Annotated in this window: 9 protein-coding genes and 1 pseudogene; 6 read left to right on the top strand and 4 right to left on the bottom strand. The window is 66.4% G+C overall.

The annotated features are described in order from the left end of the window. Positions 1 to 14: 14 nt before the first annotated feature. On the bottom strand, positions 15 to 671 hold the full coding sequence (locus O6P39_RS09580) for a thiopurine S-methyltransferase (RefSeq protein WP_275611106.1): 657 nt from the start codon (positions 669 to 671) through the stop codon (positions 15 to 17). A gap of 369 nt (positions 672 to 1040) precedes the next feature. Between O6P39_RS09580 and O6P39_RS09575 the strand changes: the two genes are divergently transcribed. Beyond that, on the top strand, positions 1041 to 1811 hold the full coding sequence (locus O6P39_RS09575) for a class III extradiol ring-cleavage dioxygenase (RefSeq protein WP_275611105.1): 771 nt from the start codon (positions 1041 to 1043) through the stop codon (positions 1809 to 1811). A 194-nt stretch (positions 1812 to 2005) separates the two neighbouring features. Here O6P39_RS09575 and O6P39_RS09570 read toward each other — a convergent pair. Further along, positions 2006 to 3738 (bottom strand): annotated as a pseudogene (locus O6P39_RS09570) (DEAD/DEAH box helicase). Positions 3739 to 4040: 302 nt separating this feature from the next. Here O6P39_RS09570 and O6P39_RS09565 point away from each other — a divergent pair. Further along, positions 4041 to 4832 (top strand): crotonase/enoyl-CoA hydratase family protein, encoded by a 792-nt coding sequence (locus O6P39_RS09565; protein ID WP_275611104.1) that lies wholly within the window; start codon positions 4041 to 4043, stop codon positions 4830 to 4832. A gap of 256 nt (positions 4833 to 5088) precedes the next feature. Here the strand turns inward: O6P39_RS09565 and O6P39_RS09560 are convergent, their stop codons facing one another. Continuing rightward, positions 5089 to 5655, bottom strand: a complete 567-nt coding sequence (locus O6P39_RS09560) for a hypothetical protein (protein ID WP_275612060.1) — start codon at positions 5653 to 5655, stop codon at positions 5089 to 5091. Between O6P39_RS09560 and O6P39_RS09555 the strand changes: the two genes are divergently transcribed. After that, entirely contained in the window at positions 5563 to 6600 is a 1038-nt protein-coding gene (locus O6P39_RS09555; protein ID WP_275611927.1) for a collagen-like triple helix repeat-containing protein, read from the top strand. The genes O6P39_RS09560 and O6P39_RS09555 overlap by 93 nt on opposite strands. Before the next feature lie 84 nt (positions 6601 to 6684). Further along, a complete protein-coding gene (locus O6P39_RS09550; protein ID WP_275611103.1) occupies positions 6685 to 8352 on the top strand; it encodes a POTRA domain-containing protein in 1668 nt (555 codons plus the stop codon). Positions 8353 to 8367: 15 nt separating this feature from the next. Here the strand turns inward: O6P39_RS09550 and O6P39_RS09545 are convergent, their stop codons facing one another. Beyond that, on the bottom strand, positions 8368 to 9129 hold the full coding sequence (locus tag O6P39_RS09545) for a spermidine synthase (RefSeq protein WP_275611102.1): 762 nt from the start codon (positions 9127 to 9129) through the stop codon (positions 8368 to 8370). A gap of 193 nt (positions 9130 to 9322) precedes the next feature. Between O6P39_RS09545 and O6P39_RS09540 the strand changes: the two genes are divergently transcribed. After that, positions 9323 to 10654, top strand: coding sequence for an NAD(P)-binding domain-containing protein (locus O6P39_RS09540; RefSeq protein ID WP_275611101.1), 1332 nt, complete (start codon positions 9323 to 9325; stop codon positions 10652 to 10654). Between the two features lie 80 nt (positions 10655 to 10734). Then, on the top strand, positions 10735 to 12081 hold the full coding sequence (locus tag O6P39_RS09535) for a 3-deoxy-7-phosphoheptulonate synthase class II (RefSeq protein ID WP_275611100.1): 1347 nt from the start codon (positions 10735 to 10737) through the stop codon (positions 12079 to 12081). The last annotated feature ends 117 nt before the right edge of the window (positions 12082 to 12198 follow it).

Here is a 12198-nt window from a genome sequence, read left to right as displayed (position 1 = left end):
TTCATGCCGGCGAGTCAGCCGCGACGCAGCGCGAACACCACCTCATCCAGTTGGCTGACGCCGCTCTTGATGAACTTGGGGCTCTCGGCCAGTACGTCGACGCGCTCCAGCTCCTCAACCTGCCAGGTCTGGGCGAAGTGCCGACGCACCTCATCACCCAATACCGCGAACGGCGGGCCGTCCATCTCCGCCTGCGGGTACTCCAGGGTGATCAGCAGTCCGCGCACCTGGTGCGGCAGGATGCGCTGCAGATGAGCCACATAGTCGACACGCATGTCCTCCGGCAGCGCGATCAGCGCCGCACGGTCATACAGGGCGCAACAGTCGGCCACCTGCTCGGCGGTCACGTCGAAGATGTCGCCCTGGAGGATCTCCAGCCGCTCGAAACGGTAACGGCGCAGCGACCCTTCCTCGGTGATCTCGGGCTCCACGCCCAACCCCGCGAAGAAGTCGACGGCCGCACGCTCGGCCAGCTCGACGCCCAGCACGCGGTAGCCCCATTGCGCCAGCCAGAGCATGTCCAGGCTCTTGCCGCACATCGGCACCAGCACCTGCGACTCCGCGGGAACGCCCAGGGTCGCCCATTGGCGATCCAGGCCAGGATTCACCTTCTGCTGGTGGAAGCCGATCTCATTGCGCGCCCAGCGCGCCTGCCAGAATTCATGTTGCATGAAACACCCGTTCAAACACTGCACGCCGCGAGAAAGCCACCAGCACCGCCCGGCACTGCACCTCTCGCACTCTCTGTCTTCCGAAGCGACACCCTTCATTCGTACCGGCTCGGGCCGTTACGCGACTGAACACGACATCTGATTCGGAAATTTCCACAAACTCTATCGCATTAGCTGACAGACATCCCTTTAAAGCGCCCTACAACTACCCTTCCACCCGATCTGTAACTCAGTTGGCATTTCAACTCCGCGCCACCGGCGACCCAGCCGCAACGCATCTCTTAAGCCGATCATTCTGGTCGAAAACCTATACTGGTTTTCGATCTTTACCCGCGTGAACATAGGGCTATTCATGTAGCGAGGTTCACCATGCTCCCTACCCTGTTCATCTCCCACGGTTCCCCCATGCTGGCCCTGGACCCCGGCGCCAGCGACGCCCCGCTCAAGCGCCTGGCTCACGAGCTGCCCAGGCCAAAGGCGATCCTGGTGGTTTCCGCCCACTGGGAAACCCCGGACCTGCGCGTCACCGCCGCCACTCAGCCGGAGACCTGGCACGACTTCTACGGTTTCCCGGCGGAACTCTACGCCGTGCAATACCCTGCTCCCGGCTCGCCGGAGCTGGCGGCACGCGTCGTCGAGCTGCTGGCGAAGGACGGCCTGCCCGCCACCCTCGACGCCGAACGCCCCCTGGATCACGGCACCTGGGTTCCATTGAGCCTGATGTACCCGCAGGCGGACATTCCGGTGGTGCAACTGTCGCTTCCCAGCCGCCTCGGCCCGCAGACGCAGGACCGCGTCGGCAAGGCACTGCAAGCCCTGCGCGAGGAAGGCATCCTGCTGATCGGTTCGGGCAGCATCACCCACAACCTGGGCGAGCTGGACTGGCGTGCCGGACCGGACGTCATCGAGCCCTGGGCCAAGGCCTTCCGCGACTGGATGGCCGAACGCCTGGCCGCCAACGACGAGACCGCACTGTTCGACTACCGCCGGCAGGCACCCTGGGCCGCGCGCAATCATCCCAGTGATGAACACCTGCTGCCGCTGTACTTCGCCCGCGCCGCCGGTGGCACGCCGATGACGGTGGAGCACGCCGGCTTCACCCTTGGCGCGCTGGGGATGGATATCTACCGCTTCGGGTAAGGGATCGGCTTTTCGTAGGAGCGAGCTTGCTCGCGAACGCTCTCCCGGCAACACCTGTGTTGTGCGGTTCGCGAGCAAGCTCGCTCCTACAAGGGCAAACCTGCAACGCCTCCCTTCGGCAATTTTGGTCGTGATGCCGGAAACGAAAAAGCCCCGCCAAGGCGGGGCTTTTTCATGTGCGAATGACCGAAGGATCAGTCTTCGCGGTAACGACGCAGGCGCAGGGCCTTGCCAGCGACGCGGGTGTCCTTGAGCTTGGTCAGCAGGCGGTCGAGGTTCTCTTCCGGCAGCTCGATCAGGCTGAAGGTCTCGCGGATCTGGATACGGCCGATGGCCTCGCGGGACAGGCCGCCCTCGTTGAGGATAGCGCCCAGCAGGTTCTTCGCCTGCACGCCATCGCGGGCGCCCAGGGCGGTACGGCAGCGGGACTTGCCTTCCGACGGCGGAGCCATCGGACGACGCTCGCCGCTGCGCTCCGGACGGTCGCCGCGCTCGGGGCGATCGCCACGCTCACCGCGCTCGTAACGATCGCTGCGCTCGCGCGGGGCGGCCGGGGTCAGCGGCTGTTCGCGGCGGACCGATTCCAGGTCCAGCGCCTTGCCTTCGGTCAGCTTGGCCAGCAGCACGGCGGCCAGGGTGTCCATGTCGGTACCCAGGCGGCGGCACAGCTCGTCACGCACGGCGCCACGGCTGGCGACGGCGTTGGCCAGCAGCGGTTGCAGGCCAGTGGCCAGGCGGTTCAGGCGTGCTTCGAGGACGGTGTCGGCGTCCGGCAGACGAACTTCGCCGACCTTCTGGCCGGTCACACGCTCGATCACCTGCAGCATGCGGCGCTCACGCGGAGTTACCAGCAGCAGGGCGCGGCCTTCGCGACCGGCACGGCCGGTACGGCCGATGCGGTGCACGTAGGATTCCGGATCGTAGGGCATGTCCACGTTCAGTACGTGGGTGATGCGCGCCACGTCGAGGCCGCGGGCGGCGACGTCGGTGGCGATGACGATGTCCAGCGAGCCGTCCTTCAGCGACTCGATCACGCGCTCACGCTGGGCCTGCGGCATGTCGCCGTTCAGCGCGGCGGCGCGGTAGCCCTGGCGCTCGAGCAGCTCGGCGATGTCCAGGGTGGCCTGCTTGGTGCGGACGAAGCCGATCAGCGCGTCGAACTGCTCGACTTCCAGCAGACGCAGGATCGAGGCCGGCTTCTGGTCGGCGTGGACCATCAGGTGCACCTGCTCGATGCGGGCGACGGTCTGGGTCTTGGCGGCGATGCGAACGTGCTTGGGCTCTTTCAGGTGGCGTTCGGCGATGCTGCGGATCGAGGCCGGCAGGGTCGCGGAGAACAGCACGGTCTGGCGGCTGGCCGGCATGGCTTCGAAGATCACTTCGAGGTCGTCCATGAAGCCGAGCTTGAGCATTTCGTCCGCTTCGTCGAGGACCAGGCGCTCGACGGTGGAGAGCAGGTTCTCGTCGCGGCGCAGGTGGTCGCACAGGCGGCCCGGAGTGGCTACCAGGACCTGGGCGCCCTGGCGCAGAGCTTTCAGCTGCGGGCCCATGGGCGCGCCGCCGTACACGGCAACGACGCCAACGCCCGGCATCTGCTTGGAGTAGGTTTCGCACGCGGTAGCGACCTGCAGGGCCAGCTCACGGGTCGGAACCAGTACCAGTACCTGCGGAACGCGGCGCGCCGGGTCGATCTTCGACAGCAGCGGCAGCGCGAAGGCCGCGGTCTTGCCGGTGCCGGTCTGGGCCTGGCCGATCATGTCGTGGCCTTCGAGGATCACCGGGATCGACTGGGCCTGGATCGGCGACGGCTCTTCATAACCGACAGCGGCGATGGCAGCGAGAATACTGGGGTGAATACCGAGCGCGGCGAAGCCGGCGGTTTCCTGGGTCATGGGTTTTGCCTCTAAGTACATCCGCAAAGACCCAATAGCCGAGCTGCGCATGCCCTGTACGACAATGAAGTCACCCAGGCAGCTGGAAGCGGGGATTTGCGAAATGAAGATTGGAAGAATACGTCAAGGAAGTCCGCACAGCGGACGCACGACAGAGCGTGAAAGCACCGAAAAATGCGAGATCCAAAACGGGGCCTTAGCTTGGCCGGCGCGCATCATACCGGAAAATCCTCCGTCATGTGCGTCTTTTCAGACAAGGACCGGCGAACGGTCGCGCCTGGACGAGCCCGGCAAGGCCGGCTATACCGAGCAGGCCCTCCCCCGCCGGATGCCACCGATGAAGCCGAGCAGCACGCCCCGCATCACCCGTGAACGTCATGATCATGTCCTGCTGCTTGGCCTGAACCGGGTCGAAAAGCGCAATGCATTCGACTTGGAAATGCTCAACCAGCTGGTGCTCGCCCTGGGCGAGTACGAACGTGACGATCAACTGCGCTGCGCCCTGGTATTCGCCCACGGCGATCACTTCACCGCCGGGCTCGACCTGGGCGATGTCAGCGAAACCTTCCGCACGGGCTGGCAGTTACCCGACGGCGCGGTAGACCCCTGGGGCACCTTTGGCGGACCACGCCTGACCAAGCCGCTGATGGTCGCGGCCCAGGGCTACTGCTTCACCCTTGGCATCGAATTGATGCTGGCGGCGGACATCAACCTCTGCGCCAGCAACGCGCGCTTCGCCCAGTTGGAAGTGCAGCGCGGCATCTTCCCCTTCGGCGGCGCAACACTGCGACTTCACCAGGTGGCCGGCTGGGGCAACGCCATGCGCTGGCTGCTCACCGGCGACCAATTCGACGCCCACGAGGCCTGCCGCCTGGGGCTGGTGCAGGAAGTCACCGCGCCCGAGGAACTGATGCCTCGCGCGCTGTGGATGGCCCAGCGGGTCGCAGCTCAGGCGCCGCTGGGCATTCGCGCCACCCTGGCGTCAGCCCGCCAATGCCTGGATGAGGGCGAGTTGGCCGCCGCCCGCGAACTGCCGGCAATGGCCAGCCGCCTGTTGTCCAGCGAGGACGCCCAGGAAGGCTTCAGGGCCATGCAGGAAAAACGCGAAGGACGCTTCCGCGGAAAATGAGCGAGCACCGATTCACCCTCGGCCTCGCATAAAAAGCGCTATATCCAAGGTATTAAGAACGCTCGAAATACGGCTATAACTCTAAATATTCACCTTTAAAATCATCAACTTACAATCAACAAAACGACTATATACAAGTTCCAATTACGCGTTCAAAAACAAATCTCTACAACTGACATCGAGCGCAGCGCAGTGACTCGCCGGAAGTACCGCCCGAGCCGCGCTGGATCTAGTCCTTCATGGAGGAACTCGTATGTCAGGCCCGATTCGCGTCTTCGCACTTTCTCTTCTGGTCGTTGCTCTGTCGCTGCAGGGATGCAGCAGTCACGGCGGCGGCAGTCATCATAGTTCCGGCAGCAGCAGCGACGGCGGAGCAGGCACTGGCGACGGCGGTACTGGTGGTACTGACGGTGGCACCGGTGGCACCGGCGGAACCGACGGCGGCACGGGAGGTACGGGCGGTACCGGTGGCACTGACGGCGGCACAGGAGGCACAGGTGGCACGGGCGGTGGTACTGGCGGCACTGGTGGAACTGGCGGCACCGGCGGCGGCACGGGCGGCACCGGAGGAGGTACTGGCGGCACCGGCGGTGGCACTGGAGGCACTGGTGGCGGAGACGGCGGTACCGGCGGCGGCACTACTGTCCCCAACCCCGCCACCAGCAACATCCTGAGCGAGACCGGCCAGGTGGTCTCCAGCGTCGGCGGCACCCTCGGCACCGTCGGCGGTGTGGTGCAGAACGTCGACGTCCCATTGCTCGGCAGCGGCGTAACCGACGGTACCGGCGGCGTCATCCAGCAGGTTGCCGCAGGCGTGGATCACGTCGGCGACGGAATCACCGACGGCCTGGGCAACCTGGCCAACAATCCCAATGCCATCGGCACCACCCTGGCCGGCCCAACCAACCTGGTGAGCCACACCGGCGAGGCAGTCAGCAGTCTCGGCGGCACCGTGGCCGCCGTCGGCGACGGCCCGCTGCTGGCCAGCACCCCGCTCAACGGCGTCACCGGCCAACTCGGTGGCGTGGTGGACGGCGTTGGCGGCCAGATCACCATGCTCGGCGACTCCCTCACCGGAGCGGTCACCACCGGCCCGTTGAGTCAGTTGACCACCCAACTCAGCGGCACCACCGCGAACGTGGTGGGCACGGTGGAGAACACCACCAGGACCATCGGAACAACCACCGGCCTGGCGGCACCTGTGAACAACCTGCTGACCACCGTCGGCACGGCTGTGACCCAGACCGGCGATCAGCTCAGCACCCAAAGCCCGGCACTGGCCCCGGTCGGCGGAATCGTCAGCAATACGGGGCAGGTGGTCACCGACGCAGGCGGCCTGGTCAGTGGCAGCACGACGGGCAGCAACCCGGTTGGCGGACTTATCGGCGGCGTCACCAGTACCGTGGGCACTGTCACCGGCTCCCTGGGCGGCACGACTGGCAGCACCAGCCCCGTTGGCGGACTGGTCACCGGCGTCACCAACACCGTGGGCACTGTCACCGGCTCCCTGGGCGGTACGACAGGCACCGGCGGCCTGCTCAGCGGCGTCACCAACACGGTCAGCGGCGTGACGGGTACCGGCGGACTGGTAGCGGGCGCCGGGGTCGTATCGGGCAGCACCACCGATGGCACCGGGGTCGCCGTGGGTGCAGGTGTCGGCACCACCAGCGGCAGCACGACTCAGGGCGGCCTTCTGAATACGGTCGGCAGCACCCTCGGCGGCCTGGGCGCTGGGCTGGGAGTTGGCGTCACGACTCCCCAGCAATAAATCAGTTCTCGCCCATACTGTGGTAGCCAGGAGCCATTCACGGCTCCTGGCCTTTCGCTGAAGTCGGACTCATGGAGGAGCCAGATGCGCAAACTCGCCACCTTGACCCTGCTGTTGGCAACACCCCTCGCCTGGGCCGAGCGCCCGATCCAGCTCCCCGGCTCCGATATCGAACAGACCCTGCCCCGCCCCAACCTCCCCGGCGGCGAACTGCGCCCGACGGCACCCAAGGTCACCGCTCCTGCGCCCGAGGCCGAACAGCCCGGCCAGATCCTGCAGAAACGTATCCAGCTCAAGCGCATCGAGATCGCCGGCGGTGGTCATTACCCACTGAGCACCTGGCGTCCGTTGCTGGAGCCGCTGACCCGGCGGCCGGTCCAGGTCAGCGAACTGGTGGCGGCGGCCAAGGCCATCACCCAGCGTTACCAGAACGACGGTTTCTTCATCTCCTTCGCCTATGTGCCGAACCAGGACTTCCGGGGAGGCGTCGCGCGCATCGTATTGGTCGAAGGCCATATCAGGGATGTACGCAGCAGTGGTGACCTGGGCGCTCACCAGGCCCGCGTGGACCGCTGGATCGCACGCCTGAAGGCCGAGCGGCCGCTGACCCGCGAAAGCTTCGAGCGCTTCAGCGTGCTGATGAGCCGCGTACCGGGCCTGCAACTAACGATGGCGCTCAAACCGCCCACCACCAATGACGGCGGCGCAGTGCTGGAACTGGCTGGCCAGAGCAAACGCTTCAATACCGGCGCCAACCTGGACTCGCGCCACGGCGAGCAGCGCGGCCTGCTCTCCGCCGAGGTGAAGTCGCTGCTCGGCTGGGGCGAACAACTGCAGTTCAACTACCTCTACCCGCCCGGCGAAGATCACGAGTACTACCGCGCCTGGAACTACAGCCAGTTGCTGGGCGACAACGGCCTGCAACTGACGGCCGGCTACAGCCATTACAACTCCACACCGGACGACCAGCTGCGCCTGGCCAACGGCCTGGTGTTCGCCCGCAAGCGGGAGAACGAACGGGTCAATGCGGGCCTCGGCATTCCACTGGTGCTGCGCCGCGACTTGACCTGGGATGTGAACCTGCGCGGCTACACGGTGAACGACACCAGCCGCTACGACCTGGTGGTGCCGAACATCCCCTACCGCGTCGAGCAGAAGAGCAAGCTGCGCGTCGTCGGCGTGGACACCGTGGTCCAGCAGTTCGCCACCAAGCGCGTGCGCGCCGGGAGCCTGGCGGTCTACCAGGGCCTGAATGGCATGGGCGCGGAGACCGAGAAACCGATCCGCAAGGACTTCACCCGCGTGCTGGGCTATGGCGCCCAGCAGGATCAGTTCACCGACCGCTGGCAAGGCGTGGCCACGGCCGGCTTCCAGTGGACCGATGACGTGCTGCCCGACTCGGAGCAGGTCACCTACGGCGGCGCGAACTTCGGCCGTGGCTATCCGGACGACCAGGCCACCGGCGACAAGGGCTGGGGCGCGGCCTACGAGGTGAACTACTCCTTCCTGCGCCAGAGCGTGGTGCTCAACCAGATCCAGCCCTACGCGGTAGTGGACACCGCCCGCACCCACTACACCCAGGACGGCCTCCCCGACGCCAAGCTTGGCTCGGCCGCGATCGGCGTGCGCCTGACCAACCGCAAGCACTACCTGGTATCGCTGGAAGTGGCCAAGCCCATCGGTGACCGCGCGCTGGACAACAATGAGCGCAGCCCGCGCCTGAACTTCGCGTTCAGCTACCAGATTCCCTGAGGACGCTTGCCCGGCTCACTGCGCCGGGCACAGCGAGTCGATGTAGCCGCGCAGCGGGTAGCCCAGCTTCGGTTCGAGGCTCGCCACGCGCTTCTTCAAGGCCCGCAGGTTGAGTTCCTGATCCAGCTCGGCGGGCACGAAGACGATCACATTGCCCTCCGGTACCGAACATTCCCAGTAGTGACGATGGAAGCGCCCGCGCAGCAGCGCGGCCCCCAGCGGGCGACCATCGTCGGTGCTCCACTGGTTGATCACCAGCCAGCCGCCAGGACGCAGGCGCTCGCGGCAGGCGCCGAGGAAATCCCAGGCGATATGCGCAGGCGCGGGGCCGGTATCGGTGTAGAGATCGAGGAAGATCAGGTCCGCCGGCTCGCAGCGCTCCAGTTCCTCGACAGCATCGCCGATGCGCAGGTTCAGGCGCGGATCATCGCCCAGCCCCAGGTGCTCGCGAGCCAGCCGGGGAATCGACGGGCGCAGCTCGATGGCCTCCACCTCTTCCAGCGGCAGGTACTTCAGGCAGGCCTGGGTCAGGCTGCCGGCGCCGAAGCCCAGGAACAGCGCGCGGCGCGGACGCGCGTGGCACAGCGCGCCGAGCAGCATGGCCCGCGAATAGTCGTACTCCAGCCAGCTGGGGTCCTGCATCAGCACGCAGCTCTGCTCGACCTCGTCGCCGAATTCCAGGTAACGGAAGTCACCGTTCTCCACCACCCGGATCACGCCGAACGCATCGCGCTCCTCGACGATCAGGCGCTCTTCGACCCGATGCTCCTCGCTCATGCCCACGCCCCCCGGAAGGCGACTGTGACATTGCGATCCGCCAGGATGCACAGACGGCGCGGATTGCCATTGAACTGCGAGGGCTGAAGCACGTGATAATCCTTCAAAAGCAGGCGTGGATCGCCTGAGCAGCAGGAACCGGCTGCCAGGCCCGAAAGCCGCAAGAATAACAGCCCAAGAGGCACAACCGAGCATGTATGCCATTATCGGCGCGGGTCCGGCCGGCCTTGCCGCCGCCCGCCAACTGCAGAAGTACGGCATCCCCTTCACCGGTTTCGAACTCCACGGCGACGTCGGCGGCCTGTGGGACATCGACAATCCCCACAGCACCCTGTACCACTCCGCCCACCTGATTTCCTCCAAGGGCACGACCCAGTTCGACGAATTCCCCATGGACATGGACGTCCCCCCTTATCCGCACCACACCCAGGTGCTGCGCTACTTTCACGCGTACGCACGGCACTACGGCCTGCACGCCCACTACCGTTTCAACACCCGGGTCACCGCCCTGCTCCGCCAGGAGCGCGGCTGGCGGCTGCGATGCGAACGCAACGGCGAAGTGCACGAAGGGCTGTTCGATGGCGTGCTGATCGCCAACGGCACCCTGCACACACCCAACCAGCCGGAGCTGCCCGGCGAATTCACCGGGGAAATCCTCCACGCCAGCCAGTACCGCAGCGCCGACTGCTTCGAAGGCAAGCGCGTGCTGATCGTCGGCTGCGGCAACTCCGCCTGCGACATCGCGGTGGACGCCGTGCACCGCGCGCGCTCCGTGGACCTCTCGGTGCGCCGCGGTTATCACTTCCTGCCCAAGTTCTGCCTGGGCCGGCCGATCGACACCTTCGGCAACCTGGTCCGCCTGCCGCGGCCACTCAAGCAACGGCTGGATGCGGCGCTGCTGCGCCTGCTGATCGGTCGCCCGTCGGACTATGGCCTGCCCAATCCCGACCACCGCCTGTACGAATCGCACCCAGTGGTGAATTCGCTGGTGCTGCACCACCTCGCCCACGGCGACATCCGCGCCCGTCGCGACGTGCGCAGCCTGGAGGGACAGCGCGTGGTATTCAGCGATGGCGAGCGCCAGGAGTACGACCTGATCCTGTTCGCCACCGGCTACCATCTGGATTACGCCTTCATCGACCGCGCGCTGCTCAACTGGCCCCGGGACTGCGCCGCGCCGCAGCTGTACCTCAATGCCTTCCATCCGCAGTACGACGACCTGTTCATGCTCGGCATGCTCGAAGCCTCCGGCCTCGGTTGGCAGGGGCGCGCCGAACAGGCCGAACTGGTCGCCCTGTACATCCGCCAGCTGGCGGCCGGCAACCCGGCGGCCGAGCGCTTCCGCCACTTGAAACGGATGCTCGCCGGGCAGCGCATCGACGGTGGTTACCAGTACCTGCCGCTGGAACGCATGGCCCACTACGTGGACAAGGACAGCTATCGCCGCAGCGTGCGCGAACATATCGCCGAGCTGCGCCGCGACCTGCCGCATACCGCGCCACTGCAACCGCTGCCCGCGCATTGAGGGCGCACCAGGGACGCGCCGCGCGCGGGGCGAGCTGATACCATGGGGCTTCACCGCCCACAGCCGCGAACGAGCCACCGATGAGCCTGCCCTGGAGTCCCGAGAGCTGGAGAAGCAAGCCGATCCAGCAACAACCCGCCTATCCCGACGCCACGCACCTGGGTGACGTCGAGCGCACCCTGGCCGGCTTCCCGCCGCTGGTGTTCGCCGGTGAAGCCCGCGAGTTGCGCCGGCAGTTCGCCGAAGTCACCGCCGGGCGCGCCTTCCTGCTGCAGGGCGGCGACTGCGCCGAGAGCTTCGCCGAGTTCTCCGCGGCGAAGATCCGCGACACCTTCAAGGTGCTGCTGCAGATGGCCGTGGTGATGACCTTCGCCGCCGGCTGCCCGGTGGTGAAGGTCGGGCGCATGGCCGGGCAGTTCGCCAAACCGCGCTCCTCCGGCGAGGAAACCGTCGACGGCGTGACCCTGCCCGCCTATCGCGGTGACATCGTCAACGGCATTGGCTTCGATGAGAAGAGCCGCGTGCCGGACCCGGAGCGCCTGCTGCAGGCCTATCACCAGTCCACCGCCTCGCTGAACCTGCTGCGCGCCTTCGCCGGCGGCGGCTTCGCCGACCTGCACCAGGTACACCAGTGGAACCTGGACTTCATCGCCAACTCGGCGCTGTCCGAGCGCTACCAGCAGTTGGCCGACCGCATCGACGAAACCCTCGCCTTCATGCGTGCCTGCGGCCTGGACACCGCGCCACAGCTGCGCGAGACCAGCTTCTTCACCGCCCACGAAGCGCTGCTGCTGAACTACGAGGAAGCCTTCATCCGCCGCGACAGCCTGACCGGCGACTGGTACGACTGCTCGGCGCACATGCTGTGGATCGGCGACCGCACCCGCCAGCTCGATGGCGCCCACGTGGAAATGCTGCGCGGCGTGGGCAACCCGATCGGCGTGAAGGTCGGCCCGAGCATGGACAGCGAGGAGCTGATCCGCCTGATCGACATCCTCAACCCGGACAACGACCCCGGCCGCCTCAACCTCATCGTGCGCATGGGCGCCGACAAGGTCGGCGACGGCCTGCCGCGCCTGATCCAGACCGTACAGCGCGAAGGCAAGCAGGTGCTATGGAGTTCCGACCCCATGCACGGCAACACCATCAAAGCCTCCAGCGGCTACAAGACCCGCGACTTCGCACGCGTGCTCACCGAGGTTCGGCAGTTCTTCGAGGTGCACCAGGCCGAGGGCAGCTATGCCGGCGGCATCCACATCGAAATGACCGGACAGAACGTCACCGAGTGCATCGGCGGCGCCCGTCCGATCACCGAGGCCGGGCTGAGCGATCGCTACCACACCCACTGCGACCCGCGCCTGAACGCCGACCAGTCCCTGGAGCTGGCCTTCCTGATTGCGGAAACCCTGAAGCAAGTGCGTCGCTGAAGCCGACGCAGGCCGGGGAAAAATCCTAAACGCCCTTCCTTGAATTGATCCGCCAGAGGGCGCCTACCTAGAGTGGGCGCCCATTGCGCGCACTGCGCCCCGGATCATCCGTCAATC

Source organism: Pseudomonas sp. PSE14, assembly GCF_029203285.1.
Taxonomy (GTDB): domain Bacteria; phylum Pseudomonadota; class Gammaproteobacteria; order Pseudomonadales; family Pseudomonadaceae; genus Pseudomonas.
Note: the sequence above shows the minus strand (reverse complement) of the source record. Positions and strands in the feature narration are given on the sequence as shown.

Excerpts from the sequence above, each read along its gene's own strand:
- O6P39_RS09540 (WP_275611101.1), top strand. The coding sequence starts at position 9,323 with ATGTATGCCATTATCGGCGCGGGTCCGGCCGGCCTTGCCGCCGCCCGC.
- O6P39_RS09535 (WP_275611100.1), top strand. The coding sequence starts at position 10,735 with ATGAGCCTGCCCTGGAGTCCCGAGAGCTGGAGAAGCAAGCCGATCCAG.
- O6P39_RS09580 (WP_275611106.1), bottom strand. The coding sequence starts at position 671 with ATGCAACATGAATTCTGGCAGGCGCGCTGGGCGCGCAATGAGATCGGC.
- O6P39_RS09575 (WP_275611105.1), top strand. The coding sequence starts at position 1,041 with ATGCTCCCTACCCTGTTCATCTCCCACGGTTCCCCCATGCTGGCCCTG.
- O6P39_RS09545 (WP_275611102.1), bottom strand. The coding sequence starts at position 9,129 with ATGAGCGAGGAGCATCGGGTCGAAGAGCGCCTGATCGTCGAGGAGCGC.
- O6P39_RS09565 (WP_275611104.1), top strand. The coding sequence starts at position 4,041 with ATGAAGCCGAGCAGCACGCCCCGCATCACCCGTGAACGTCATGATCAT.
- O6P39_RS09550 (WP_275611103.1), top strand. The coding sequence starts at position 6,685 with ATGCGCAAACTCGCCACCTTGACCCTGCTGTTGGCAACACCCCTCGCC.